This is a genomic window from Stenotrophomonas sp. LC732, assembly GCF_052446685.1.
In the GTDB taxonomy this organism is placed as follows: domain Bacteria; phylum Pseudomonadota; class Gammaproteobacteria; order Xanthomonadales; family Xanthomonadaceae; genus Stenotrophomonas; species Stenotrophomonas muris.
The window spans coordinates 4,396,981-4,423,562 of record NZ_CP199214.1 but is presented as its reverse complement, the minus strand read 5'-3'; the positions used below and the strand labels follow the sequence as shown (position 1 = coordinate 4,423,562).

The window sequence follows — 26,582 nt, the reverse complement described above, 5'->3', positions numbered from 1 at the left end:
TGCCGCGCCGGGATGCAGGGTTCGGATTGCTGGCATAGCGCGCATCTATGTGAGCAGAGAACGCTCATTGGGGATTCATGACAACACTACTAATTTCAGTCACTTGCTATATCTTCCTATGGACTGACTTCTGGAGCCTGCCATGCGTCGCCCGATCCAAGCCCTGCTGATCGCCGCCAGCCTGCTGTCCAGCCAGGCCATGGCCGGACCGCAGGAAGACCAGCGCGCCCGCAATGCCGTGCGCGTGCTGGCGGAGATCCAGGAAATCCCTGAACAGGGAATTCCGGACAAGTTGCTCGACGAAGGCCGCGCGGTCATCGTCATTCCCGACACGATCAAGGCCGGCCTGGTCATTGGCGGTCGTCGCGGCCACGGGCTGATGTCGGTGCGCATGCCCAATGGCGCCTGGTCCAGCCCGGTATTCGTCAAGCTGACCGGTGGCAGCATCGGCTTCCAGGCCGGCGTGCAGTCTTCGGACGTGGTGCTGGTGTTCCGCAACGACCGCAGCCTGGACAACCTGGTCAATGGCAAGTTCACGCTTGGCGCCGATGCCGGCGTTGCCGCCGGTCCGGTCGGCCGCAATGCCGCCGCCGCCACCGACGGCCAGCTGAAGGCCGAGATCTGGTCGTGGTCGCGCGCGCGCGGCCTGTTCGCCGGTGTTGCGCTGGATGGCGCGGTGCTGCAGATCGACGATGCCGCCAACCTTGACGCCTACGGCAGCAACACCACGCCGCGCATGATCTTCGAAGGTCGCGCCGTCGGTTCGCCGTCGATGGACGTGGTCGCCTTCCGCGATCGCCTGGAAGAGGCCACCTACGCGGCCCGCAACAACCGCAACGGCAACGGTGGCAATGCACCGCGTCCGGCGCCGGCGCCGGCTGCCGCCCCTGTGCCTGCGCCTGTTCAGGCAGCACCGGCGGCCCCGGCCGAAGCCACCACCGCGCCGCTGCAGAACGTTCCGCAGAACCCGCCGCCGCAGCAGCAGGGCTTCCAGCCGGTCAACGACGGCGAAATCCGCACGGAAACGCTGGGCGGAAACTGACTTTCGTCACGCGCGCGGGCTAACAGCCGGTGCGCTATGCTCGACAGCCTGATCACTAACGTAACGAGCGTCTTTATGGGCAGTTTCAGCATCTGGCATTGGTTGGTCGTGCTGGCCATCGTCCTGCTGGTGTTCGGCACCAAGCGCCTGACCAGTGGCGCCAAGGACCTCGGTTCGGCGGTCAAGGAATTCAAGAAGGGCATGCGCGACGACGACAAGCCGAACGCGCAGCTGGGCGACGAGTCGCGCAGCCAGGACGCCTCGCGCACCGCGCAGGACGAGCACGACCGCACCCCTCGCTGATCCGGAGCGGTCGCGGTGTTTGATATCGGCTTCAGCGAATTGCTGGTGATCGCCGTGGTCGCCCTGGTGGTGCTCGGTCCCGAGCGCCTGCCCAAGGCGGCCCGCTTTGCCGGCCTGTGGGTGCGTCGCGCCCGCAATCAATGGGATTCGGTGAAACAGGAACTGGAGCGCGAACTGCAAGCCGAGGAGATCAAGCGGCAGATGCAGGACGTTCGCCAGGGCATGCAGGACACCGAGAACCAGCTGCGTGCCAGCGGCGAAGCGATCCGTCGCGAAGCGCAGGAGGCGCAGCAGCAGGGCGATACGCTGGCGCAGGAGGTACGCGCACCGGCGCCTGCGGATCTGCCGCCGCATATGAGCGGCCTGACCCGTGCCGATGCACCGGTACAGGAGGGCGTCGCTCCCGAGCCGACGCCGGCGACACCCCCTGAAGCCGGTGCGCCGCCGCCGCCGCGCACGGAGCGCCAGCCATGAGTGAACAGGATTTCGGCGAGAGCTCGCTGGTCGAACATCTGGTGGAACTGCGCGGCCGCCTGGTGCGCGCATTGCTGGGCCTGGGCGTGGTGCTGCTGGCGCTGCTGCCGTTCACCCAGAAACTGTACAACGCGTTGGCCGAGCCGCTGGTCTCGCAGCTGCCGAACGGGCAGACGATGATTGCCACCAATCCGGCCGGCGCCTTCTTCGCGCCGTTGAAGCTGACCTTCTTCGTTGCCCTGTTCGTGGCGGTGCCGTGGCTGCTGTACCAGCTGTGGGCCTTCGTCGCGCCCGGCCTGTATGCGCGCGAGAAGCGCCTGGCGGTGCCGCTGCTGGTGTCCTCGGTGCTGCTGTTCTACACCGGCTGTGCCTTTGCCTACTTCCTGGTGCTGCCGGCGGTGTTCCACTTCCTCACCACCTTCAGCCCGGACGTGATTGCGATCACCCCGGATGCGAATGCCTACCTGGATTTCGTGCTGGCGATCTTCTTCGCCTTCGGCGGCAGCTTCGAACTGCCGGTGGCGATGGTGATCCTGGTGCTGCTGGGCTGGGTGACGCCGCAGCAGTTCAAGGAAGGCCGCGGCTACGCGATCGTCGGCATCTTCGTGCTGGCGGCGGTGCTGACCCCGCCGGACGTGGTTTCACAGCTGATGCTGGCGATCCCGATGTGCCTGCTCTATGAGCTGGGCATCCACGCCGCACGCTGGCTGGTGCCGTCGTCGGCAGTCAAGAAGCCCGCCGCCTGAAAGAAAAAAGGGGACGGAGGGGATTAAGTCGTTTATGCCCAGTGTGTGCAGCTAACGACTTAATCCCCTCCGTCCCCTTTTTTCATCAGGCGTGGAAGATGTCGCTCGAGGTCGGCGTGGTCGGGATCGGCGGTGCGGCGCGGCTGCCACGGTGCACGAACATCTGCTTCCACGCGGCGTAGACCGCGCCGACATACAGCGGCATCAGCACCGTGGTCAGCACCAGCTGGGCGATGAAGGCGGCGGCCAGCGGGCCGCCGATCAGCATCGCGATCTGGATCACGATCACGAACAGGATGTAGATGCAGAACGCGGCGATCAGGCCGAGCACGGCGAACACGATCATTGCGCCGATGTTCTCGATGCAGCCCTGCAGGCTCAGGCGCAGCGCGTGCATGCCGCTCTGCTTGTCGAACACCACCAGCGCCGGCTGGGTGAACATTGCCAGCGACAGTGCGACCGCGCTCAGGAACACCAGCAGCATCCACAGTGCGATGCGCTTGGCCGGCAGGTTGGCCACCAGCGCCGCGGCATCGTCCGGCTTGATCTGCTGGCCACTGCGGCTGATCTCTTCCATCTTGGTCATGACCTCGCTGAAGGCGGTGAAGCCTTCGCGGCCGATCATCAGGAACAGCAGCGCGCCCAGCAGCAGCACCGCCAGCACCTGGATCGCCAGCGGCACCAGCAGGTGGCTGACGCGGTGGTCGCGGATCGGCTGCAGCAGGTGCGAGGCCAGGCCCGGGCGACCTTCGTCGATCTCACCCACGGCGTACAGCATGCCGCCGAACATGATCGGCGAGATGGCCAGGGTCATCAGCTGCACGGCCATGCCGGCAGCGCCGGGAATCAGCGTCGACAACAGGGTGACCACCCAGCTCACCAGCAGCCAGGTCAGACCGATCCGGGCCAGCTGCAGCGGCGCACGCCGATACAGCGAGAACGTATCCAGCAACCACTGGGCGCCCGCCGAGGCCGGCAGCTTGCGAATCTCTTTCATGGACATCCGGGAAGGACAGGAGGGGGCCGGGCGCTTGCCCGTGCCGCCGATTATCCCTGTTTTGCCGCCGGCTGGGCTGAAGACAGCCGCGCCTGGCGAACGAAGCGGCGCAGCAGCTGGCGCGCCAGCGGTGCGGCGCTGACCGCGCGCTCGATGCTGCGGGCACAGCCGCCATGGCGGCCGATGCAGTCGGCGCGGGCACGCACGTAGCCGCGCATGTGGTGGGTGGCGAACTCGGGGTGGAACTGCACGCCCCAGGCCTGGCGCCCCCAGCGGAAGGCATGGCAGCCATCCAGCGGCGAGCGTGCCAGTACTTCGGCACCGTCAGGCGCGCGCAACACGGTCTGCAGGTGGGTGGCGTGGGCGGCGAAGTGCTGCGGCAGGCCCTGGAACAGCGGGTCCTGCGCGGCCTGCGGCTGCAGCTCCAGTTCGATCGTGCCCGACTCGCGCCCGGCCGGGTTGTAGGCCACCTCGCCACCCAGCGCGTGCGCCAGCAGCTGGTGCCCGTAGCAGATACCGAACACGGGCAAGTCGTCGTGGGCGGCCTGGCGCAGCCATGCGGCACTGCGCTCACTCCACTCGGCGTGGTCGGTGACGAAGGCGGCCGAGCCGGTCACCAGCACGCCGGCGAAGGCATGCGGGTCGGGCAGGGCATCCCCGTGCTCGACATCGACCACCACCGTCTCGTGCTCTTCCAGCCCGGCGGCCACCCGGATCCAGTGCGGGAAGCGCCCGTAGCGGCGCAGCGACGGCACCGGGCGGCCGGTTTCAAGGATCAGGAACGGGGCTGGGTTCATCCGGGGGCGGCAGGACTGACAGGACTTCCTCGATTGTAGTCAGCCCCTGCGCCACCTTTTCAAGCCCGGCCTGGCGCAGGGTTCGCAGCCCTTCAGCCCGCGCGGCACGGGTGAAACCGGCCAGATCCATGTCGGCGCGGATCTGCCCACGCAGCCGCGAGCCCAATGGCAGCAACTCATACAGGCCGATGCGGCCGAGGAATCCGGTGCGCCGGCACTCCAGGCAACCAACCGGCCGACAGGGCGTGGCGGCATCTGGATATGCAGCTTGGCTATCAGCCAGCACCGCCCAGTCGGCAGCACCAAGGGTGTGCGGCTGCTTGCAGTGCGGGCACAGGGTGCGCACCAGGCGCTGGGCGAGGATGCCGTTGAGGGTGCTGGCCAGCAGGTAGTGCGGCACGCCCAGGTCGAGCAGGCGGGTGACCGCCGACGGCGCGTCGTTGGTATGCAGCGTGGACAGCACCAGATGGCCGGTCAGCGAGGCCTGCACCGCCATCTGCGCGGTTTCCAGATCGCGGATCTCGCCGATCATGATGATGTCCGGGTCCTGCCGCAGCAGGGTGCGCACGCCGCTGGCGAAGTCCAGGTCGATGTTGGCCTGCACCTGCATCTGGTTGAACTCGGGCGCGATCATCTCGATCGGGTCCTCCACGGTGCACACGTTCACGTCCGGCGTGGCCAGCCGCTTCAGCGTGGAATACAGGGTGGTGGTCTTGCCTGAGCCGGTCGGGCCGGTGACCAGCACGATGCCGTGCGGGCGTTCGACCAGTGCATTCCAGCCGGCGGCCTCCTGCGGGCTGAAACCCAGCTGGTCGATGCTCTTGAAGGCGGCATCCGGGTCGAAGATGCGCATCACGCACTTCTCGCCGAAGGCGGTGGGCATGGTCGACAGGCGCATCTCGACCTCGCGGCCGCCCGGCGAGCGGGTCTTGATGCGGCCGTCCTGCGGGCGCCGGCGTTCGGCCAGGTCCATGCGGCCGAGTACCTTGATGCGGCTGACCACGGCGGTCATCACCGCCGGTGGCACCTCGAAGACCTTGTGCAGCACGCCATCGATGCGGAAGCGCATGCGCCCCATCTCGCGGCGCGGTTCCAGGTGGATGTCCGAGGCGCGCTGTTCGTAGGCATATTGCAGCAGCCAGTCGACGATGTGCACGATGTGCTGGTCGTCGGCATTGACGTCGCCGGTACGGCCCAGCTCGACCAGCTGCTCGAAGCTGGGCAGGGTGGTGCTGGCTTCGCCGCGGACATCGCCGCGCGCGCCCCGCACCGAGCGGGTCACCCCGTAGAACTCCATGGTGTAGCGGTGCAGGTCGAGCGGATTGACCACCGCCAGCTCGATGCTGCGGCGGGTCAGGTGCTGCAGGTCGCGGCGCCACTCCTGCACCAGCGGCTCGCTGGTGGCCACCAGCACCCGTTCGGCATCCACCGCCAGCGGCAGGAAGCGGTGGCGGCGGGCGTAGGCATGGGAGACCAGCGCGGTGACCGCAGCGACGTCGACCCGGGTCGGATCGATGCGCAGGTAGCGGCTGCCGGTGCGCCGGGCCAGCCATTCGGTCAGGCGTTCCAGGGTCAGTTCGCCACCGTCGCGGGCGGCCAGCTTGAGGTTGGACAGCAACACCAGCGGGTGCACTTCACTGGCGTTGCGCGCGCCCTGTGCGGAAAACCGCATGCGCTCGACGTCGTGCTCGGCCACCAGGCCATCGGCCAGCAGCGCTGCGCAGACCTGTTCGAAATGCAGGCGGCCCCACGGCAGCGGGATGTCGCCTGGCTCGCCGGGCGTGCCCACCGGCAGCCGATGTTCCATCTGCCTGCTCCTCCCGGGTACGGAATGCCCCGCAGGTCGGCCGTTATACTAACGCACCCCCTTGCCGGCCAAGACTCGTACGCATGTCCGCGACCCCGACCGTTCCGATCACCTTCCAGGGCCTGATCCAGACCCTGAACCAGTTCTGGGCCCAGCAGGGCTGCGTGCTCATCCAGCCGCTCGACCTGGAGGTGGGCGCCGGTACCTTCCACCCGGCCACCTTCCTGCGTGCGATCGGTCCGGAACGCTGGAACGCGGCCTACGTGCAGCCCTCGCGCCGCCCGACCGACGGCCGCTACGGCGAGAACCCGAACCGCCTGCAGCGCTACTACCAGTACCAGGTGGCGATGAAGCCGGCGCCGGACAACATCCAGCAACTGTACCTGGATTCGCTGAAGGCGCTGGGCATCGACCCGCTGGTGCACGACCTGCGTTTCGTCGAGGACAACTGGGAATCGCCGACGCTGGGCGCCTGGGGCCTGGGCTGGGAAGTCTGGCTCAACGGCATGGAAGTGACCCAGTTCACCTACTTCCAGCAGGCCGGTGGCCTGGAGTGCCGCCCGGTGCTGGGCGAGATCACCTACGGTCTCGAACGCCTGTGCATGTACCTGCAGAACTGCGACAACGTCTACGACCTGGTCTGGACCTACGGCCCGGACGGGCAACCGGTGACCTATGGCGACGTCTACCACCAGAACGAAGTCGAGCAGAGCACCTACAACTTCGAATACGCCGACGTGGACGAAATGTTCCACCGCTTCGATGCCTGCGAGCGTGAAGCGCAGAAGCTGGTCGAGGTGGGCCTGCCGCTGCCGGCCTACGAGCAGGTGATGAAGGCCAGCCACACCTTCAACCTGCTCGATGCACGCCGCGCGATCAGCGTGACCGAGCGCCAGCGCTACATCCTGCGCGTGCGCGCGCTGGCCCAGGCGGTGGCCAAGGCGTACTACGAGCAGCGCGAGAAGCTGGGCTTCCCGGGCGCGAAGAAGGCCTGACGGGCCGTCCGCACCCACCCGCTTTTCATCAACTCCCCGGGGCGCCGGACGCGTCGCGCGCTGCGCCCCCACCACAGGATCGAACCGATGAGCCAACTGTCCCCCCTGCTGATCGAACTGGGCACCGAGGAGCTGCCGGTCAAGGCGCTGCCGGGCCTGGCCCAGGCGTTCTTCGACGGTGTTGTCGAAGGCCTGCGCACGCGCGGCGTCACGCTGGAACTGGGTGATGCACGCCCGCTGTCGACCCCGCGCCGCCTGGCCGTGCTGCTGCCGGGCGTGGGCCTGGAACAGCCGGAACAGCACAGCGAAGTGCTGGGCCCGTACCTGAACATCGCACTGGACGCCGAAGGCCAGCCGACCAAGGCGTTGCAGGGCTTCGCCGCCAAGGCCGGGATCGACTGGACCGCGCTGGAGAAGACCACCGACAACAAGGGTGAGCGCTTCGTGCACCGCGCGGTGACCCCGGGCGCACGCACCGCCAGCCTGCTGCCGGAGATCCTGCGCGAGGCGATTGCAGCGATGCCGATTCCCAAGCCGATGCGCTGGGGCGGCCACACCTGGGGCTTTGCCCGCCCGGCGCACTGGCTGGTGCTGCTGCACGGTACCGAGGTGGTGGAGGCCGAACTGTTCGGCCTGCAGGCCGGCCGTGTCAGCCGTGGCCATCGCTTCCACCACGACCAGCCCGTGTCGCTGGCCCAGCCGCAGGACTATGTTGAAGCCCTGCGCGCCGCCTTCGTGCTGGTCGACCCGCGCGAGCGCCGTGCGCGCATCGTCGCCGAGGTCGAGGCCGCCGCGGCCAGGGCCGGTGGCAGCGCCCGCATCACCGACGACAACCTGGAGCAGGTGGTGAACCTGGTCGAGTGGCCGTCGGCGGTGCTGTGCAGCTTCGAACGTGCGTTCCTGGCAGTGCCGCAGGAAGCGCTGATCGAAACGATGGAGATCAACCAGAAGTTCTTCCCGGTGCTGGATGCCGCAGGCACGCTGACCGAGAAGTTCATCGGCATCGCCAACATCGAATCGAAGGACGTGGCCGAAGTGGCCAAGGGCTACGAGCGGGTGATCCGCCCGCGCTTTGCCGACGCCAAGTTCTTCTTCGACGAGGACCTGAAGCAGGGCCTGGCGTCGATGGGCGACGGCCTGAAGACGGTGACCTACCAGGCCAAGCTGGGCAGCGTGGCCGACAAGGTGGCGCGCGTGGCCGCCTTGGCCGAAGTGATCGCACCCCAGGTGGGTGCCGATGCCGTGCAGGCCAGGCGGGCTGCCGAATTGGCCAAGAACGACCTGCAGTCGCGCATGGTCAACGAGTTCCCGGAGCTGCAGGGCATCGCCGGCCGCCACTACGCCGTGGCCGGTGGCGAATCGACCGAGGTGGCGCTGGCCATCGACGAGGCCTACCAGCCGCGCTTCGGCGGTGATGACATCGCGCTGTCGCCGCTGGGCAAGGTGCTGGCCATCGCCGAACGCGTCGACACGCTGGCCGGTGGTTTCGCCGCGGGCCTGAAGCCGACCGGCAACAAGGACCCGTTCGCGCTGCGCCGCAATGCGCTGGGCCTGGCCCGCACGATCATCGAAAGCGGCTTCGAGCTGGACCTGCGCGCGCTGCTGGCCAGCGCCAACGCCGGCCTGGCCGCGCGCAACGTGCAGGCCGATGTCGGCGAGCTGTACGACTTCATTCTCGACCGCCTGAAGGGCTATTACGGCGACAGGGGCGTGCCGGCCACGCACTTCAACGCGGTGGCCGAACTGAAGCCGGCCTCGCTGTACGACTTCGACCGCCGCCTGGATGCGATCGGCACCTTCGCCGCACTGCCGGAAGCCGAGGCACTGGCTGCGGCCAACAAGCGCATCCGCAACATCCTGCGCAAGGCCGAGGGCGACATTCCGGCGCAGATCGACCCGGCGCTGCTGCAGGAAGACGCCGAGCGCGCGCTGGCCGAAGCGGTCACCGCCGCCATCGACGACACCGGCGCCAGCCTGCACCAGAAGGACTACGTGGCCGTGCTGGCACGCCTGGCGCGCCTGCGCCCGCAGGTCGACGCGTTCTTCGACGGGGTGATGGTCAATGCGGACGATCTGGCGCTGCGTGGCAACCGCCTGGCGCTGCTGACGATGCTGGGCGAGCGCCTGGGCAAGGTCGCGGCGATCGAGCATCTGTCGAGCTGATGCCCGTATCGGTAGTGCCGGCCGCTGGCCGGCATTACCCCCGCGCACCGCATCGCCGGTGGATGTCCATCGGGGTCATTGCCGGCATCGCGCACGATGCCGGCATCCTCGCCTGCATTCACGATGATCGCCACAAAGGTGCGTATTTTGACCGCCACTTAACAACCGATCCCGAATGACGTGATGCATTTCGCATCGTCACCTTCGGTCGGTATGCTGTCCCGCATGCAGCCAAAGAAATACGCCCTGCCGCTGATGGTCCTGTCGTTGGCCGCCACTTCCGTGGCCCACGCGCGCGGCACCATCGACAAGGTGGACATCAAGGGATTGGACAAGGGCGACGACGCCGCAATCATCGAGAACATCCAGGAATCGCTGTCGCTGTACGACACGATCGGCAAGGAACAGGGCGAATCACGCCTGGAGTACCTGCTGTCGCAGGCCGAGCGGCAGACCCGCCAGGCACTGGAACCGTTCGGGTACTACAACCCGGTGATCAAGGTCGAGGCACCGCGCGAGGACGAACACGTGCGTGTGCTGATCCATGTCGACAAGGGCACTCCGGTGACCGTGCGCCGCGAGCACATCGACATCACCGGCCCGGCGATGTACGACCAGTACCTGCAGGATGACCTGGCCGCGTTCAAGCCGCGCAAGGGCCAGCGCTTCGAGCACACCCAATACGAAGCCAGCAAGATCACCATCACCCGGCGCCTGGCCGAGCGCGGCTACTTCGACGCCGACTACACCCAGCGCCAGGTGCAGATCACCCGCGCCGACAACGCCGCCGACATCGACCTGACCTGGGACAGCGGCCGCCGCTACAACATGGGCCCGGTGCGCTTCCAGCAGGACTACTTCGTCGACAAGCTGTTCGATCCACTGGTCTACTGGGACCAGGGCAGCTACTACCACGAGGGCAAGCTGGACCGGCTGCGCGAGTCGCTGACCAAGCTGGACTACTTCAGCGTGATCGACATCCAGCCGCGCCCGGACCAGGCCGACGAGAACGGCGAAGTGCCGGTGGACGTGAAGCTGACGCGCGCCAAGCGCACCATCTATACCGCCGGCCTGAGCTACGGCAGCGAGAGCGGCCCGGGTGTACGCGGTGGCATCGAGCGACGCTTCCTGAACAACCGCGGCCACAAGATGAACACGCAGCTGGACTATGCGCAGAAGCGCAAGAGTCTGGTGACCAGTTACCGCATCCCCGCCTTCAACTGGCTTGACGGCTGGTACACCTTCGCCGCCAGTGCGTATGACGAGCAGACCGATTACATCGACCTGCGCAACTTCAAGCTGATCGCCAGCCGCAGCGGCGAGATCAACGAGCACTGGACCGCGATCGCCTCGATCAACGCACTGCGCGAGCGTTGGCGCTATGCCTCCGGCACTGAATTCACCGATGCCGTCTACAACACCTCGACGCTGGTGTACCCGCAGATGGTTGCCGACTACGTCAACGTCGACGACGAGATGTTCCCGCGCAAGGGCATCAGCGGTACTGCGACAATGCGCGCCGGCGTTGAAGGTGCCGGCTCGGATACCAGCTTCGTGCAGGCCAACGCCGTGCTGCGCTGGTACATCCCGGTGGGTGAAAGCAACCGCCTGATCCTGCGCGGTGAAGGCGGCACCACGTGGACCAGCGACCTGGTGGCGATGCCACCGAGCCTGCGCTACTTCGCCGGCGGTGACCGCAGCATCCGCGGTTACGCCTACCGCGAAGTCGGCCCGCGCACACCCAAACCCGACAAATACGCGCTGGGCGCCAAGAACCTGGTGATCGGCTCGGCCGAGTACGAGCACTACTTCAATGGCGGCCCGTGGGGCGCGGCGGTGTTCGTCGATACCGGCAGCGCCTTCGACAACACCATTGACCTGCACACCGGCGTCGGCTTCGGCGTGCGCTGGAAATCGCCGGTGGGCCCGGTGCGCGTGGATATCGCGCATGGCCTGAACAACCCGGATTCACAGTTCCAGCTGTACCTCAACATCGGAGCGGACCTGTGAGCACGCCCGCACCCACCCCGAACACGCCGCCGCCGCGCGTGCGTTTCTACCGCCGCCGCCGCTTCTGGGCGTGGTCCGGCGTGGGCGTGATCGGCCTGGTGCTGCTGGCGTTGCTGGCGGTGTACTGGCTGCTGCAGACCGTGGCCGGCCGCGATGTGCTGCTGGCACAGGTGGTGGCGCGACTGCCGGCGGGCGCCAGCTTCACCTGGGACAAGGTGGACGGCCCGGTGGCCGGTCCGCTGACCCTGTACAACGTCGACTTCCGCTACGACGACATCCATTTCCACGCCGAGCGCGCGCACCTGGAGCCGGACCTGCGCCCGCTGCTGGGCCGCAAGCTGCTGCTGGACAAGCTGGAGCTGACCAACGCCACGCTGAACCTGGCCAAGAGTGACGAGCCGTTCAAGCTGCCATCGTGGCCGGATTCGCTGCCGCAGATCGAGATGCCGCTGGCGATCCAGGCCGATGCCATCGCCATCGACGGCTTCCGCATCAGCCAGGCCAACGAACCGGTGATCGACATCAGCCGGGTGCGCGGCGGCATCGAGATCGCCAATGGCGAGTTCCAGGCGCACAAGCTGGTGGTGGACAGCGACATGGGCAACTTCACCGCCCAGGGCCGTTACATTCCGGCCGAGGACTACGACACCGATGTGACGGTGACGGCGGTGCTGCCAGCACCGCGTGGGCGCACCGCCGCTACGGTGGGCCTGGTCGCACGTGGCGACCTGTCGCACATGGAAGTGGCCGTAGCCGGGCGCGCGCCGAAGCCGCTGCACGCGATGCTGGTGTTCGATGGCCGCACCGACCCGAGCTGGAGCGCCAGCATCCGCAGTGACGAGCTGGATCTGGCGCTGTTGTCGCCAGCATTGGCGAGCTCGGCGATTGCGCCGTTGTCGCTGGACTTCACCGCCGCCGGCAAGGGCGGCAATGCCAACCTGCGCGGCAGGGTGAAGCAGGGCGACCAGGAGCTGGAACTGGCACCGTCGGTGGTGTCGCTGCAGGACCAGGTGCTGAAGGTCTCACCGCTGCTGGTGAAGGGCCTCGGTGGCGAAGCGCGGCTGGAAGGCACCGCCGACTTCAGCCAGGACGATCAGCAGAAACTCAATTTCTCGGTGGTCGCACGCGATCTGACCTACGTGCCGGCACCCGACCCGAACACGGCTGGCAGCGCACCGGTGCCGGTCACCCTGAAGGAAGCACGCTTCGGCCTGGCCGGTACCCTGAAGGCCTGGGCGGCTATCGGCCGTGCCGAGATCGAACGCGAGGCGCAGAAGGCGCAGCTGCAGTTCGACGTACGCGGCAATGACCAGGCCGCGTCGATCCACCAGCTGCAGGCGCAGACGCCGGGTGGGCAGCTGCAGGTGGAAGGCCAGGTGGCCTGGGCGCCGCAGCTGGACTGGGACGCCAAGGCCACGCTGAAGGACTTCGACCCCGGCTATTTCGTGCCGGGCTGGAACGGCCGCCTGTCCGGCAACCTGGCCTCCAAGGGCCATCAGCTGCCGCCGCCGGCCAATGCCGCACCGGGCACGGCCGGCACGCTGGAAGCCACCGTCGACCTGCCGTCGCTGAAGGGCATCCTGCGCCAGCGCAACCTTGATGCACAGGGCAAGTTCGCGCTGCAGGGCGCGCAGGGCCAGGGTGACCTGAAGCTGTCGCTGGGCAGCAGCCGGGTGACCGCGTCGGGCAAGGTCGGCGACCGCCTTGACATCGATGCACGTTTCGAACCGCTGCAGCTGAGTGACCTGCTGCCGGGCGCCGACGGTGGCCTGCGCGGCCAGGTGCAGGTGAAGGGGCCGCGCGATGCGCCGGACATCACCGCCGACCTGGTCGGCAATAACCTCAACTGGGAGGGCTACGGCGCCGAGAGCGTGAGCATCAAGGGCCACCTGCCGTGGCGCGGCGACAGCGGCACGCTGGCGGTGCAGGGCCAGCAGGTCAACGCCGGCATGCTGCTGGAGCGCTTGAACGTGGATGCGCAGGGCAGTGTGTCCAACCTGCGCCTGGCTGCGCAGACCCGCAATGAGATGGGCGCGATCGAGCTGCAGGGCAGCGTGCGCCAGCAGGGGGCGCAGTGGCGTGGCGAGCTGGCCTCGCTGCGCATCGCACCGGTGAAGGGTGATGCGTGGTCGCTGCGTGCACCGGCGGCGTTCGCGATCAACGGCAGCACCTACACCCTGTCCGAAGCCTGCCTGGCCGCCGCCAGCAGCGGCGCGCTGTGCGCACAGGCCAACTGGCCGCGAGAAGGCCTGGTGCTGCGCAGTGACGCGCTGCCGCTGGCGCTGGTGCAGCCGTGGCTGCCGCCGCAGTCCGGCCGCCGCATCTACCTGCGCGGCGACGTCAGCCTGGACGCGCAGATCCGCCCGCGTGGCGCGGCCTGGGAAGGCCATGTGGAAGTGCGCTCGAAGGAAGGCGGCGTGCGCCTGGGCGAGAACCGCAACACCGTGGGCGATACCACCCGCGGCGAGCTGGTGCGCTATGACCAGTTCTCGCTGAAGCTCGACATGACCCCGGCCAGCATCAAGGGCTACCTGGGCATGGGCTTCCAGGGCAATGGCTTCGTCGACGCGAAGATGCAGACCGGCTGGGAAGCCAGCGCACCGCTGAACGGTGAGCTCTACCTCAACATGTCGCGGCTGTACTGGCTGGAGCTGTTCTCGCCGGACATCGTGCGCCCGACCGGCCTGATCGAAGGCCACGTCAGCCTGCGCGGTACGCGCGGGCAGCCGTCGCTGGGCGGCGACGCGCAGCTGAGCAACTTCAAGGGCGAATTCCCCGCGCTTGGCCTGACCTTCGACCAGGGCAAGGGCAGCTTCGTGGCCCAGCCCGACGGCTCGGCCAAGATCACCGCGCAGGCCAACTCGGGCCAGGGCACGCTGTATGTCGACGGCGGCCTGTCGTGGTTCGGTGATGCACAGCCGCTGCAGCTGAAGATCCACGGCGAGAACGTGCTGCTGTCCAGCACCAGCGAGCTGCGCATCGTCGCCAACCCCAACCTCGACTTCACGTTGGCCAAGGCGGCGATGGAGCTGCGTGGCACCGTGCACGTGCCCGAGGCCGACATCGACCTGGAGCGCCTGGACCGTGGCACCTCGGTGTCCGAAGACGTGGTGGTGCTGGACCCGGCCGATCCGGAAGAGTCGCGCACCTCGCCGCTGGACATGGACCTGACGGTCAGCCTCGGCGACAAGGTGAAGATGACCGGCTTCGGCCTGAAGGGCGCGCTGACCGGCAAGATGCAGGTCTGGGCCAAGCCCGGCCGTGAAATGACCGCCAATGGCGGCCTGGAAGTGAGCGGCCGCTACAAGGCGTATGGGCAGGACCTGACCATCACCCGCGGCAACCTCACCTGGAACTACAACGCGGTGTCCGACCCGCGCATCAACATCCGCGCCGAGCGCCGGATCGGTGATGTCACCGCCGGCATCGACGTGACCGGGCGTGCGCAGCAGCCGCGCGCGGACGTGTGGTCCGATCCGGCAATGTCGCAGTCCGAGGCACTGGCCTATCTGGTGCTGGGACGCAGCCTGACCGGTGCCAGCAGCGACCAGGCGCAGCAGGTCAACGCGGCCTCGGCGGCGCTCTCGGCGGGCAGCGGCCTGCTGGCTTCGCAGCTGGGCGCCAAGCTGGGCCTGGACGACGCCGGCGTGAGCCAGTCGCGCGCGCTGGGCGGCTCGGTGATCGGTGTCGGCAAGTACATCTCGCCCAAGCTGTACGTCGGCTACGGCGTGTCGCTGGTCGGTGCCGGTTCGGTGATCACGCTGAAGTACCTGCTGCGCCGCGGGTTCGACGTGGAAGTGGAGTCGAGCACCGTGGAAAACCGCGGGTCGATCAACTGGCGGCGGGAGAAATAACCCGCTGCCCCTCAACCACCCTCTGTGTCGGGATCGGTCTGGCTGACAACGGCGAAGGAGGGGGCTGGCCTGCGCGGACGAGGCCCGTGCGTGAGCATGCCGTGCCCATCAAGCGCCGACGGTGGCTCGACGGGCGCTGGCGCGGACGCCGTCCGCGATGGGGTGCCTCCAACGAAAGGCGTCAGCATGAGGACGCCAGACACGATGACCACCGAGACATGGATTGCCACGTGTTTCATGCTGGACGTGCTGATCGCGATAGGGCGAGCGGCATCACCGAGCAATGCCAGCGCCGCCAGAACGGCCAGCACGACGAGAGCGCCCAGCAGGCAGCGGACAATGGCCACCTGCATCTTCATGAGATTGAAGTGCCCGGGTTGGGATACCGCCATCCAGAAGGCGACCTGATCCGTGTCCAGTGGCGCCAGCGTGTCACGGACACCATGCACTCCCAGACGCTGCATCGTTTGCCGCATGATGCCAGCACGCCCGGGCACGCTGGCCGACAGCAGCGATTGCAACCAGTGCCACGGTCGGGTCAAGCGTTCCATGCGGGCATGGGCCTCGGTAGCGGACACCCGGTCATGCGGTCGGTCCAGGGCTGCGGTGAGGGCCGTGTGGTTGCGCGGCTGCAGCTGCCAGCGGCGATGCAGCAGGTTGCGCCGTGCGCGGACCCGGTAGGGATCGATATCAGCCCGGATCTCATCCCAGCAGAAGTATCGACCGAGCAGATCGAAGTTGGACTCGCACAGCGGCTGGCCCTGGTGCAGCAGCTGCTGCAGTACCACGTCACCGATACGCGGCCTGTCGGCCAATGACCACAGCTCCGGGCGATGGGCCAGCCAGTGCTCGAAGCTGGCCGGGTCGGCGTCGCCGGCGGTGTTGATCAGCAGGCGCGCAAACCGGGGCAGGTTCAATGATGGCTCCACCACATCGTCCGGCATGTCGATGTCGGGCGTGCATGGATGATGCAGCACCGGCATGTGGTCCATCGGCGAATGGCTGTCGTACGGCGCCGGTGGGCCGGGTGGGCTGTTGTCTGCAGGTGGCGTCGACAGCGTTTCTGCACTGCTCTCCTCCTGCCATTGCGTGCGGTTGCGTGCCCACAGCAGGGCCTGCTGGTAAGCCTCGTGCAGCGCCTGGAATGCCACCGGGTCTTCGTCCGGGCGTGCCGCGCGCAGTCTCTGCGCGTAGGCGCGCTTGATCGCCTTTTCGTCGGCGCTGGCGTCGAGCCCGAGAGCGTCCAGTGCCCGGTTCACACGGTGTTTCCAGAAGCAGGTGGAGGCAGGTCGATCGACAGGCGACGGCACCTGTCACGCAGGAACCAGGTGGTCCATAGCAGCAGGACCAGGGCGCAGCCCACTTCGGGGACGAACATGCCGATGCCCGGTCCAATCAGGTTGCGCGGCCGGAATCCCCGGCCATCCTCGCGCCGGATCCAGCGTGCCGTCGCCAGAGCAAGGCCAGGGAACAGCAGCAGCGTACCTTCCAGCCGCAGATCCAGGCCATGGACCAGGATCAGGCTGGCGAGGGCGATCAGCGGCGCTGGCAACGCCAGTAGCCATCCCCAGCGCGAAGGGGACAGATCCAGCGTCAGCTGGCGCAGCGCCCAACGGACATGGACCCACAGAGCGCCGGCCAGGGCGAGCAGGACCCCGAGCAGCACGCCGCCTATGCCGAGCGCGGCGGCGGTGCGCAGGTCACGCTGGGCAAGACTCATGAGAGTCGAGCCACCGGCAATCGCGAGCGTCAGGGCAGCCAACAGGCCGCCCCGCAGCGCATTGACCTGGCAACGCCAGCGGTTGGGACGGGAAACGTCGGCAAGGCTGCGCCAGAACTGCACCTGCTGCCGATCCCAGGCGGCGGGCAATGGCTCCTGGCCGCCGCGTTCCAGCGCATCCAGCAGCGCGTTGACCTCAATGATGTGCTCGGGCAGCTGCGCCTGCCAGAGGGATCGTCGCGCGTGCCATGGCTGCGACAGGTAGCGCAGGCAACGCGCAAGGGTGACCCTCCCCAGCCGCAGGCTGCCCTCCTCCTCCAGCAGCGCCGACAGCTCCGCCGCATTGCCGGATTCGGCAGCCCAGCGCCGATGACCGCGCGACTGGATCGATGCCAGCCTGTCCGGATCCACGCCATCGTGTACATCATCCCAGCCAAAGCAGCGTGCCAGCAGACCCATGTTGGCTGCGCTGACGCTGTTGTGACTGCGTGCCAGTTCATCCAGCAGCGCGTCGCCCACCAATGGCTTGTAGCGCAGCGACCACAGCACCGGCGTGGCCTCCAGCCAGGGGCCGAAGTCTTCAGGGGAAGACAGATGGGCCATGCGCAGGATCGTGTGCGCATGGCCCGATACGTGGACCGCTCCCTCCAGTTCCGCCACTGGTGCCGTGCGCAGCAGCACAGGCGTGCCGCGAGGTGGCCATGGAGGCGAGTACGAACGCGTTTCGGGCGGCGCCCATGCCACGTCTGCGTCGGGCGGCCAGGGTGCGATGTCGGTTGCATGCTCCGCCGGTTCGTCTTCGTCCGCGATATCGGCCAGCGCTTCCTGGCGGACCCAGTCCAATGCCGCCTGATAGGCCTCATGCAGGTGCTGGAAGGCGACCGGATCCTCGTCGGGTCGAGTCACCCGCAGGCGCTTTGCATAGGCGCGCTTGACCGCGCGCTCGTCAGCCGTTTGGTCCAGCTCCAGGACGTGCAGTGCCCAGCTCATGCATCGCGCTCGAGGGCGTCGAGTGCCTCGTCCAGCTGACGGCGATGACGCTCGACGGCAACGGCATCCTGGCTCTCCAGCACATGGCGGAAGCTGCTCAGCCACGACTGCAACTGTTCACGGTGATGGATGCGTTCCTCGTACAGGCGCTCGGTGCGGGCGATCACCGCGAGGTTGGGCTGGGCGTCACGCGGGTGGATCTTCAGCGCTTCCAGCGCGCGCAGGCGCTGCTGGATCTCTTCGGGTGACAGCAGCCCGGGATTCTGTTCCAGGATGAGCTCGTGGCGCCTGCCGGTGGCATCCTCGGTGACTTCGACCTGCAGCAGCCCGTTCACGTCGTAGGTGAAGCGGGCGGTGACGCTGCGTTCCTGCATCGGGACAGAATGGGTCAGCGGCACGGTCAGCTCACCGAGCTTGATGTTGCGATCCACCGTCGGGCTCTCGCCCTGGAACACGTCGATGCGGATGGCACTTTGCCGCTCGTGCAGCGGGTAGAAGCGATCCTCGCGGCTGACCGGCACCACGCTGTTGCGCTGGATGATCGGGTGGAAATAGCCGCTGCGCTCGCCACCGGCAGCATCCTGGCGGGACACCTGCGTGCCAAGCGTGTAGGGGCAGACATCGGTCAGCACGACTTCGCGCAGCGATTCGTCGCGCGCCTTCAATCCCGCTGCAACGGCGGCACCCAAGGCAATCGCCTGGTCCGGATGGACATGGCGCAGCGGCAGCCGGCCGAACATGCGGGTCGCAAGCCTGCTGACCATCGGCATGCGTACCGCACCGCCGACCAGGATGATGTCGTCCAGGGCCTCGGGCTTGAGCCGGGCGTCGCGGATCGCGCGCTCGATGGGCGCGCGCATGCGCAGCAGCAGTGGCTCGCAGAGCTGGGCGTAGCGAGCTTCATCCAGCTGCCACTGGCGTTCGCTGCCGGCCAGGGGCAACTGCAGGCTGGCAGTGCCGCTCTGGCTGAGTTCGCGCTTGAACAGTTCCAGCCGACGCAGCAGCTGCGCCTGCTCGGCAGCGGACAGGTCGCTGGCGGACGTGCCCTGGTCGGCATGGAAGGCCTGCACGAGTACCTGCAGGAAATCCTCGCCGCCCAGGAAATTGTCGCCGGCGCTGGCATGCACTTCGACCACGCCATCGAACAGTTCCAGGATGGAGACGTCGAAGGTGCCGCCGCCCAGGTCCAGCACCAGCACGCGGCCTTCGCCGTCACGCTCCTGCAGACCATAGGCCAGCGCAGCGGCCGTGGGTTCATTGATCAGGCGCTCGACGCGGATGCCGGCCAGTTCGCCGGCGGCCCGGGTGGCCTTGCGCTGGGCGTCGGAGAAGTAGGCCGGCACGCTGATCACCGCTTCCTCCACCTTGTGGCCCAGGGCGGCTTCGGCGTCGGCCAGCAGCGAGCGCAGCACCATGGCCGAGAGCTCCTCGGGACGGAAACTGCGCTCACCCAGCCGGGTCTCACGGTCGCTGCCCATCCAGCGCTTGAAATGGGCCACGGTCTGCTGCGGATGGCTGACCAGGCGGTCACGGGCCGGCTGGCCGACCAGTACGGCACCATCGACGAGGCTGACCACCGAAGGGGTCAACAGCTCGCCATGGGCATTGGGGAACAGCTGCGGCCCTGCTGCCGTGTGCCTGCCGATGAGGGAATGGGTGGTGCCAAGATCGATGCCGACGATCATCTGCGAACGTCCGATGTGCAGAAAACGGCAATTCTAGGAGCGCGGCGCAGGCCTGACTATCGGGCGTTGCCCGACAGCGCCCCACGGGCTATGGTCCCGGGCTGTTCTGTCGTACCGGATTGCCTCATGTCACCACGCAAAGCCCTCCCCACCGCCCTGGCCCTGGGCCTGACCCTCGCCACCGGCGCCCACGCCGATGAAGGCATGTGGATGCCGACGCAGCTGCCGGACCTGGCCCAACCGCTGCAGGCCGCTGGCTTCAAGGGCAATCCGGCCGACCTGGCCAACGTCACCGCGCCGCCGCTGAGCGCCGTGGTGCGCGCCGGTGGTGGCACCGGTTCGTTCGTGTCCGCCGACGGCCTGCTGCTGACCAACCACCACGTGGCGATGGGCGTGATCCAGTACAACAGCTCGCCCGAGCACGACCTGATCGCTGGTGGCTTCATCGCCAGGGACCGTGCCGACGAGCGCCCGGCCAACCCGGACTTCCGCGTGCTGGTCACCGTCGGCTTCGACAAGGTGACCGACCAGGTGCTGGCGCAGGCCCGTGGCAAGACCGGCCGTGCCTACTTCGACGCCGTGGATGCAGCCAGCAAGCAGATCGTGGCCGAGTGCGAGAAGGACGGCAGCGTGCGCTGCTCGGTGGCCAACATGTACTACGGCACCGACTTCTACCGCATTGCCCAGCTGGAACTGAGCGACGTGCGCCTGGTGTATGCGCCGCCGCGTGCGATCGGCAACTACGGCGATGAGATCGACAACTTCATGTGGCCCCGCCACACCGGCGACTTCACCCTGCTGCGCGCCTACGTGGGCAAGGACGGCAAGCCGGCCGCCTACAGCAAGGACAACGTGCCCTACCAGGCGCCGGCACACCTGCAGATGTCGGTGGAAGGCCCGAAGGAAGGCGATTACGCGATGCTGGCCGGTTACCCGGGCATCACCTACCGCCACCGCACCGCGGCCGAATTCGCCGGCCAGATCGATACCGTGCTGCCGCGCCGCGTATCGGTGTTCCAGCAGATGATCGACACCATCGAGGCCGCCAGCGCCAAGGACGCGCAGGCGCGTACCCGCTACGCCTCGCAGCTGCAGTCGCTGAAGAACAACCGCAAGCGCGCCGCCGGCGAACTGGAAGGCCTGCTGCGCAGCGATGCGAAGGCCCAGCGCGCCGCCGACGAGACGGCCATGCTGGCTGCCACCGACCGCAGGTACCAGGGTGACATCAAGGCGCTGCTGGCCAACCTGTCGCAGGGTGCGGCGGTGGGCGAGCGTGACCTGCTGCTGGAGCAGATGGCCGCGCAGAGCCAGCTGCTGCGCTCGGCGCTGCTGCTGGAGCGCCTGCGCATCGAATCGGCCAAGCCGGACGCGCAGCGCGAGAGCGGCTACCAGCAGCGCGACCAGGCGATGATCGAAGGGGTGCTCAAGCAGGTCCAGCGCCGTTACGCGCCGGAGGTCGAGAAGGCCCTGCTGACCACCCTGCTGACCCGCTACCAGCAGCTGCCGGACGCGCAGCGCGTGGCCGAGTTCGACGCGGCCTTTGGTCGTACCCCACAGCAGCTGGCCAAGGCGCTGGACACCCTGTATGCCGGTACCCAGCTGGGTGAGGAAGCGCAGCGCCTGTCGCGCTTTGCCGCCGCACGCGAAGGCAAGGCACTGGCCGCCGATCCGCTGATCAGCGTGGCCGGTCCGCTGGTGGCCGCGCAGCTGCGCATCGAGAACGAGAGCAAGACCCGCGAAGGCGAGCAGCTGCGCCTGCGCCCGGCGTACATGCAGGCGCTGTTCGCCTGGCGTGCCAAGCAGGGCCGCGCGGTGTATCCGGATGCCAACCGCACCCTGCGCATCAGCTACGGCAAGGTCGAGGCGCTGCACCCGCGCGATGGCGTGACCTACTCGCCGGTGACCACCGTGGCCGGCATCGTCGAGAAGAACACCAACGCCTATCCGTTCGATGCCCCCAAGCCGTTGCTGGCAGCGATCGCCAAGGGTGACTTCGGCAGCACCGCCGATCCGGCACTGAAGACCCAGACGGTCAACTTCCTGACCAACCTGGACACCACGGGCGGCAACTCCGGCTCGCCGGTGCTCAACGCCAGGGGCGAACTGATCGGCCTGAACTTCGACAGCAACTGGGAGTCGGTCAGCGCCAGCTGGTGGTTCGACCCGCGCTACAAGCGCGCCGTGCACGTGGACATGCGCTACCTGCGCTGGCTGCTGGCCAAGGTCTACCCGGCGCCCGAGCTGCTGAAGGAAATGGGCGTGCCGGCCCAATAACGCCGGTACCTGGCAGGCGCCCACCGCTTCCTGGTGGGTGCCCATTGATTCCCGGTAGGTGCCCACTGTTAGTGGGCACGGATGTCCCCGTCACGACCAACGGTCGTGACCCACCAGACGGATCAACGATCGTGACCTACTGCCATGCCCCACCCTTGCGGTCCTTCCTCGTGACCTACCCGCACGACCAGCGGTCGTGATCTACTGACCCCTGTCCTGACGGAAACGCACGCGTGGTCTCCAGCTGGATCCTGCTGCTGGTCTCGGTTGCCTATGCCGCGCTGCTGTTCGGCGTGGCGTGGTGGGGCGACCGTCGGCCGATGTACCCCGACCGGCCGTGGCTGCGGCCGGTGGTCTACAGCCTGGCACTGGCCGTGTACTGCTCGTCGTGGACCTTCTACGGCGCGGTCGGCACCGCCGTGCGCAACGGCGTGGGCTACCTGCCCATCTACATCGGCCCGCTGCTGCTGCTGCTGTTCGGCTGGCGCATCATCGAGCGCCTGGCGCTGATCGCGCGCAGCCAGAACGTGGTCTCCATCGCCGACTTCATCTCCTCGCGCTTCGGTCGCTCGCGGCGGCTGGCGGCGCTGGTGGCGATCATCGCGCTGATCGGCATCATTCCGTACCTGGCGCTGCAGTACAAAGCGGTGGCGATGAGCCTGCAGGTGCTGACCGGCAACACCGGCCCGACCGGCTTCTTCACCGATCCCGCGCTGTACGTGGCGCTGCTGATGGCGCTGTTCGCCACCCTGTTCGGTACCCGCCAGGTCGATGCCACCGAACACCACCACGGCATGATGCTGGCCATCGCCTTCGAATCGGTGATCAAGCTGCTGGCGATGTTGGCCGTGGGCGTGTTCGCCTACCTGTGGCTGAGCAACCGCACCGACGCGGTGGTCGAGTCGGTGCATACGCTGTTCACCGGCCTGCCGCCGGTGGGCTTCATCTCGCAGACGCTGCTCAGTTTCCTGGCCATCATCTGCCTGCCGCGCCAGTTCCACGTGGCCGTGGTCGAGTGCGGCGATGTGCGCGACGTGCGCCGCGCGCGCTGGATGTTCGGCGGCTACCTGGTGCTGATCTCGGGCATGGTGCTGCCGATCGCCACCGCCGGCGTGACCCTGTTCGGCACCGGCGGCAGCGTCGCCGACGACTCGATGGTGCTGGCCCTGCCGCTGGCCGAGGGCCGCAACGCGCTGGCGCTGATCGCCTACGTGGGCGGCTTTTCGGCGGCCACCGGCATGGTCATCGTGTCGTCCATCGCGCTGGCTACCATGGTCAGCAACGACCTGGTGATGCCGGTGCTGCTGCGTCGGAGCGGTGACCACCAGGAGGCCGCCGACGTCGCCTCGCGCGTGCTGTGGATCCGCCGCCTGGCGATCCTGCTGCTGGCGTTGATGGCCTACAGCTACTACCGCACCAGCAGCAACGACAGCACCCTGGCCTCGTACGGCCTGATGGCGTTCGCAGCGGTGGCGCAGTTCGCGCCCGGCCTGATCGGCGGCCTGTACTGGCGCGGTGCCAGCCGGCGTGGCGTCGAGGTGGGCATGCTGCTCGGCTTCGCCACCTGGCTGTACACCCTGCTGTTGCCGGCGATGACCATGGCCGGCTGGGTCGATGCCGCCTGGGTGCAGCACGGCCCGTTCGGCATTGAGTGGCTGCGCCCGCAGCAGCTGTTCGGCATGACCGGCTGGGATCCGCTGACCCATGGCACGTTCTGGTCGCTGCTGGTCAATGCGGCGACGATGATGCTGGTGTCCGCACGCTGGCGACCCGGCGTCGACGAGCGCCTGCGCGCTGCCCCCTTCCTCGACCCGTATGCCGAACGCCCGTCGGTGGCCGGCGGCTGGCCCGGCCACGTGCACGTGGGCGACCTGCTGGCACTGGCCTCGCGCGTGGTCGGCGAGCGCCACGCGCGGCGTTCGTTCTTCGAGCAGGCGCAGTCGCTGGGCCGCGAGCTGCAATCCTCGGCGCCTGCGGACCGGCCGTGGGTACAGTTCACCGAGCGTCTGTTGGCGGCCTCGATCGGCGCGGCATCGGCGCGCCTGCTGCTGACCAGCCTGCTGCGTGGCTCGGGCATGGACCTGGGCGAAGTGGTGGCGGTGCTGGACGAAGCGGGGCAGGAGCTGCGCTTCAACCGCGAGATCCTGTCGACCACGCTGGAGAACATCAGCGCCGGGGTCAGCGTGGTTGATCCGGACATGCGCCTGACCGCATGGAACCGCCGCTACCAGGACATGTTCGGCTACCCCGACGGCATGCTCTACGTGGGCCGCCCGGTGGCCGACCTGATCCGCTACAACGCCGAGCGCGGCGAGCTGGGCGAGGGCGATATCGAAGTGCAGATCAACCGCCGCATCGGCTACATGCGCGCCGGCTCACCACACGTGTTCGAGCGCACCCGCAGCGACGGCAAGGTGATCGAGATGCGCGGCCAGGCGCTGCCCGGCGGCGGTTACGTGACCAGCTACAACGACATCACCGACTACAAGCACGCGGAAAAAGCACTGCTGGAGGCCAACGAGACGCTGGAACAGCGCGTGGCCGAGCGCTCGCACGAGGCCGAGGTCGCGCAGCAGTCGAAGACCCGCTTCCTGGCGGCGATCAGCCATGACGTGCTGCAGCCGTTGAACGCCGCACGGCTGTTTGCTTCGGCGCTGCGCGACAGCGACCATGTGAGCGACGAGCAGAAGCACCTGGCCGAGCGCGTGGATGCGTCGCTGCGTGCTGCCGAAGAACTGCTTGATGGCCTGCTGGACGTGTCGCGGCTGGATGCCGGTGGCCTGCACCCGGTGATCGGCGAGTTCGACGTGAGCGCGCTGATGCGCGAACTGGCCGCGCAGTACACGCCGGTCGCCGCCGGCCGTGGCCTGCGCCTGGACCTGTTCACGCGTCCGGCCTGGGTGCGCAGTGATCGCCGCCTGCTGCGCCGCGTGCTGCAGAACTTCCTGGCCAATGCGCTGCGCTACACCCGTCAGGGCCGCATCGTGCTGGCGGTGCGCCAGCGTGGCGATGAAGTCGAGCTGCAGGTCTGGGATACCGGCCCGGGCATTCCCGAGCACCACATGCGGCAGATCTTCGATGAATTCCATCGCTACCAGCAGCCGTTCGACTGGGGCGAGCAGGGATTGGGCCTGGGCCTGTCGATCTGCCAGCGCATCTCGCGCCTGCTCGACCATCGCCTCAGCGCACGCAGCCGGGTCGGCAAGGGCTCGATGTTCTCGATCATCCTGCCGCGGGTGGCGCCGCTGCCGGGCTATACCGAACTGGCCGCGCCGGTACAGGCCGCAGCCGCGCCGCTGCGCAGCGATTCGCTGGCCGGCCTGCGCGTGCTGTGCGTGGACAACGACGAAGAGATCCTCGACGGCATGCGCGCGCTGCTCGGTCGCTGGCAGGTGCAGGTGATTACGGCATCGACGGTGGATCAGGCGCTGGAGAAAGTGGCCGAGCGGCCGCAGGTGATGCTGGTGGACTACCACCTGCACGACCGCATGGACGGCCTGGATGCGCTGGTGGCGCTGCGTGAAGCCGCCGGTTACCCGCTGCCGGGTGCGTTGTTGACCGCCGATGGCCGCGACGAACTGAAGCGGATGGCACGCGAACGCGGCTACCGCGTGCTGACCAAGCCGATCAAGCCGGCCTCGCTGCGCGCCTTCCTGGGCGCGCTGCGCGATGCCGGCAATAGCGATGCCTGATCGGCAATTGTAGAGCCGAGCCCGTGCTCGGCTCCCGAACGCATGGCGGCGCCGATATAGCCATCGCTATACAAACCAGCCCTGCCTGCGCGTTTCGCTGGAAATGCGCCACGTGCGGATCGCGATGCTAAGCTTCGCGTCCCCTTGGGGAGTAGCCGGATTCCTTCGCAGGAATCGTCCACGTCAACATACTCGGCCAGTGCGCCGTGGCGTGGACAACCATGATGGTTGGCGAGACCAGCGGCCCGCGCGCGCAACGTCAGGTTGGGCGCGAGCGCAGGCCGTGCGTCCGTCCCAGCCCGACCTCAGCCACCGCCCATGTCCCCCATTTCGATCCTCCTGATCGGCTTTGCCATGTCCACCGATGCCTTCGCCGCTGCAATCGGCAAGGGTGCGGCCATGCGCAAGCCGGTGTTCCGCGATGCATTGCGTGCCGGCATCATCTTCGGCGTCATCGAGGCGATCACGCCCATCATCGGCTGGCTGCTCGGTCGGGCTGCCCTGCAATACGTCGAAGCCTTCGACCACTGGATCGCCTTCGGCCTGCTCGGCGCACTGGGCATCCACATGATCTACAACGGCCTGCGCCCGGACAGTGCCGAGGAAGACGAAGACCCCTCGCAGCACCACGGCTTCTGGAAGCTGGCGCTGACCGGTTTCGCCACCAGCATCGACGCGATGGCGGTGGGCATCGGCCTGGCCTTCATGGACGTGCATATCGGCGTGATGGCCGCGGTCATCGGCCTGTGCACGCTGACCATGGTCACCGCCGGCATCATGCTCGGCCGCGTGCTGGGCAGCATGGTCGGCAAGCGTGCGGAGATCATCGGTGGCGTGATCCTGGTGATCATCGGCGCAACGATCCTGTACGAACACCTGCACGGCGTGGGGTAACGCCCGCCCCTGTAGAGCCGAGCCCATGCTCGGCTGCTTCACATGGCAGCCGAGCGTGGGCTCGGCTCTACATTGGAGCATTCGCCGACATGCAGCACGGCATTTCGCTGATGGAGAGGCTGTCATGCGTGCCATAGCC

The 26,582-nt window shown here is 67.8% G+C and carries 17 protein-coding genes and 1 riboswitch; of the genes, 11 read left to right on the top strand and 6 right to left on the bottom strand.

Going from position 1 to position 26,582, the window contains the following annotated elements:
* Positions 1-142 precede the first annotated feature (142 nt).
* The 4 genes from ACT6SE_RS20825 to tatC all read left to right on the top strand — a co-directional run bounded on the left by ACT6SE_RS20825 (position 143) and on the right by tatC (position 2,565).
* Positions 143-1,042 carry a lipid-binding SYLF domain-containing protein gene (locus tag ACT6SE_RS20825; protein WP_046433307.1) on the top strand — a complete coding sequence of 300 codons (900 nt, stop codon included), beginning with the start codon at positions 143-145 and terminating at the stop codon, positions 1,040-1,042.
* Between the two features lie 75 nt (positions 1,043-1,117).
* Complete coding sequence (gene tatA, locus ACT6SE_RS20820) at positions 1,118-1,345, top strand: Sec-independent protein translocase subunit TatA (protein ID WP_014648907.1); 228 nt, start codon at positions 1,118-1,120, stop codon at positions 1,343-1,345.
* A gap of 15 nt (positions 1,346-1,360) precedes the next feature.
* The gene (gene tatB / locus ACT6SE_RS20815) at positions 1,361-1,819 is read left to right on the top strand and encodes a Sec-independent protein translocase protein TatB (RefSeq protein ID WP_032957854.1); all 459 of its coding nucleotides are present in this window, start codon (positions 1,361-1,363) and stop codon (positions 1,817-1,819) included.
* Positions 1,816-2,565 carry a twin-arginine translocase subunit TatC gene (tatC, locus tag ACT6SE_RS20810; RefSeq protein WP_005420449.1) on the top strand — a complete coding sequence of 250 codons (750 nt, stop codon included), beginning with the start codon at positions 1,816-1,818 and terminating at the stop codon, positions 2,563-2,565. Before tatB ends, tatC begins: the two co-directional genes overlap by 4 nt.
* A gap of 85 nt (positions 2,566-2,650) precedes the next feature.
* On the opposite strand, the gene ACT6SE_RS20805 is transcribed toward tatC, so the two are convergent.
* The 3 genes from ACT6SE_RS20805 to ACT6SE_RS20795 are packed head-to-tail and all read right to left on the bottom strand — an operon-like array spanning position 2,651 to position 6,166.
* Complete coding sequence (locus ACT6SE_RS20805; RefSeq protein ID WP_014648905.1) at positions 2,651-3,562, bottom strand: BPSS1780 family membrane protein; 912 nt, start codon at positions 3,560-3,562, stop codon at positions 2,651-2,653.
* A gap of 50 nt (positions 3,563-3,612) precedes the next feature.
* Entirely contained in the window at positions 3,613-4,359 is a 747-nt protein-coding gene (locus ACT6SE_RS20800; RefSeq protein WP_014648904.1) for a glutamine amidotransferase, read from the bottom strand.
* Entirely contained in the window at positions 4,331-6,166 is a 1,836-nt protein-coding gene (locus ACT6SE_RS20795; RefSeq protein ID WP_014648903.1) for a GspE/PulE family protein, read from the bottom strand. Before ACT6SE_RS20795 ends, ACT6SE_RS20800 begins: the two co-directional genes overlap by 29 nt.
* A gap of 83 nt (positions 6,167-6,249) precedes the next feature.
* Here ACT6SE_RS20795 and glyQ point away from each other — a divergent pair, with 83 nt between their 5' ends.
* The 4 genes from glyQ (at position 6,250) to ACT6SE_RS20775 (ending at position 15,188) form a co-directional block, all read left to right on the top strand.
* The gene (gene glyQ, locus ACT6SE_RS20790) at positions 6,250-7,161 is read left to right on the top strand and encodes a glycine--tRNA ligase subunit alpha (protein WP_014648902.1); all 912 of its coding nucleotides are present in this window, start codon (positions 6,250-6,252) and stop codon (positions 7,159-7,161) included.
* Positions 7,162-7,248: 87 nt separating this feature from the next.
* Positions 7,249-9,324, top strand: coding sequence for a glycine--tRNA ligase subunit beta (glyS, locus tag ACT6SE_RS20785; protein ID WP_046433304.1), 2,076 nt, complete (start codon positions 7,249-7,251; stop codon positions 9,322-9,324).
* Between the two features lie 213 nt (positions 9,325-9,537).
* Positions 9,538-11,334: an autotransporter assembly complex protein TamA gene (locus ACT6SE_RS20780; protein WP_088375331.1), complete on the top strand. Its 1,797-nt coding sequence runs from the start codon at positions 9,538-9,540 to the stop codon at positions 11,332-11,334.
* Complete coding sequence (locus ACT6SE_RS20775; protein ID WP_444811051.1) at positions 11,331-15,188, top strand: translocation/assembly module TamB domain-containing protein; 3,858 nt, start codon at positions 11,331-11,333, stop codon at positions 15,186-15,188. The genes ACT6SE_RS20780 and ACT6SE_RS20775 overlap by 4 nt, the downstream gene beginning before the upstream one ends.
* A gap of 11 nt (positions 15,189-15,199) precedes the next feature.
* Here the strand turns inward: ACT6SE_RS20775 and ACT6SE_RS20770 are convergent, their stop codons facing one another.
* The 3 genes from ACT6SE_RS20770 to ACT6SE_RS20760 are packed head-to-tail and all read right to left on the bottom strand — an operon-like array spanning position 15,200 to position 19,583.
* Positions 15,200-16,447, bottom strand: coding sequence for a heat-shock protein (locus ACT6SE_RS20770; RefSeq protein WP_046433296.1), 1,248 nt, complete (start codon positions 16,445-16,447; stop codon positions 15,200-15,202).
* Entirely contained in the window at positions 16,444-17,898 is a 1,455-nt protein-coding gene (locus ACT6SE_RS20765) for a heat-shock protein (RefSeq protein ID WP_230548429.1), read from the bottom strand. Before ACT6SE_RS20765 ends, ACT6SE_RS20770 begins: the two co-directional genes overlap by 4 nt.
* On the bottom strand, positions 17,895-19,583 hold the full coding sequence (locus tag ACT6SE_RS20760) for a molecular chaperone HscC (RefSeq protein WP_046433293.1): 1,689 nt from the start codon (positions 19,581-19,583) through the stop codon (positions 17,895-17,897). The genes ACT6SE_RS20765 and ACT6SE_RS20760 overlap by 4 nt, the downstream gene beginning before the upstream one ends.
* A gap of 126 nt (positions 19,584-19,709) precedes the next feature.
* On the opposite strand from ACT6SE_RS20760, the gene ACT6SE_RS20755 reads away from it, so the two are divergent.
* From ACT6SE_RS20755 to ACT6SE_RS20745, 3 genes are all read left to right on the top strand, one after another.
* Positions 19,710-21,857: a S46 family peptidase gene (locus tag ACT6SE_RS20755; RefSeq protein ID WP_032957842.1), complete on the top strand. Its 2,148-nt coding sequence runs from the start codon at positions 19,710-19,712 to the stop codon at positions 21,855-21,857.
* Between the two features lie 233 nt (positions 21,858-22,090).
* Complete coding sequence (locus ACT6SE_RS20750) at positions 22,091-25,549, top strand: hybrid sensor histidine kinase/response regulator (RefSeq protein ID WP_046433290.1); 3,459 nt, start codon at positions 22,091-22,093, stop codon at positions 25,547-25,549.
* A gap of 140 nt (positions 25,550-25,689) precedes the next feature.
* A riboswitch (yybP-ykoY riboswitch) is annotated at positions 25,690-25,779 on the top strand.
* A gap of 88 nt (positions 25,780-25,867) precedes the next feature.
* A complete protein-coding gene (locus tag ACT6SE_RS20745) occupies positions 25,868-26,443 on the top strand; it encodes a manganese efflux pump MntP (RefSeq protein WP_005414918.1) in 576 nt (191 codons plus the stop codon).
* The last annotated feature ends 139 nt before the right edge of the window (positions 26,444-26,582 follow it).

Coding starts and splice junctions, on each gene's coding strand:
- ACT6SE_RS20825 (WP_046433307.1), top strand. CDS start 143: ATGCGTCGCCCGATCCAAGCCCTGCTGATCGCCGCCAGCCTGCTGTCC.
- tatA (WP_014648907.1), top strand. CDS start 1,118: ATGGGCAGTTTCAGCATCTGGCATTGGTTGGTCGTGCTGGCCATCGTC.
- tatC (WP_005420449.1), top strand. CDS start 1,816: ATGAGTGAACAGGATTTCGGCGAGAGCTCGCTGGTCGAACATCTGGTG.
- ACT6SE_RS20805 (WP_014648905.1), bottom strand. CDS start 3,562: ATGAAAGAGATTCGCAAGCTGCCGGCCTCGGCGGGCGCCCAGTGGTTG.
- ACT6SE_RS20800 (WP_014648904.1), bottom strand. CDS start 4,359: ATGAACCCAGCCCCGTTCCTGATCCTTGAAACCGGCCGCCCGGTGCCG.
- ACT6SE_RS20795 (WP_014648903.1), bottom strand. CDS start 6,166: ATGGAACATCGGCTGCCGGTGGGCACGCCCGGCGAGCCAGGCGACATC.
- glyQ (WP_014648902.1), top strand. CDS start 6,250: ATGTCCGCGACCCCGACCGTTCCGATCACCTTCCAGGGCCTGATCCAG.
- glyS (WP_046433304.1), top strand. CDS start 7,249: ATGAGCCAACTGTCCCCCCTGCTGATCGAACTGGGCACCGAGGAGCTG.
- ACT6SE_RS20780 (WP_088375331.1), top strand. CDS start 9,538: ATGCTGTCCCGCATGCAGCCAAAGAAATACGCCCTGCCGCTGATGGTC.
- ACT6SE_RS20765 (WP_230548429.1), bottom strand. CDS start 17,898: ATGAGCTGGGCACTGCACGTCCTGGAGCTGGACCAAACGGCTGACGAG.
- ACT6SE_RS20760 (WP_046433293.1), bottom strand. CDS start 19,583: ATGATCGTCGGCATCGATCTTGGCACCACCCATTCCCTCATCGGCAGG.
- ACT6SE_RS20755 (WP_032957842.1), top strand. CDS start 19,710: ATGTCACCACGCAAAGCCCTCCCCACCGCCCTGGCCCTGGGCCTGACC.
- ACT6SE_RS20745 (WP_005414918.1), top strand. CDS start 25,868: ATGTCCCCCATTTCGATCCTCCTGATCGGCTTTGCCATGTCCACCGAT.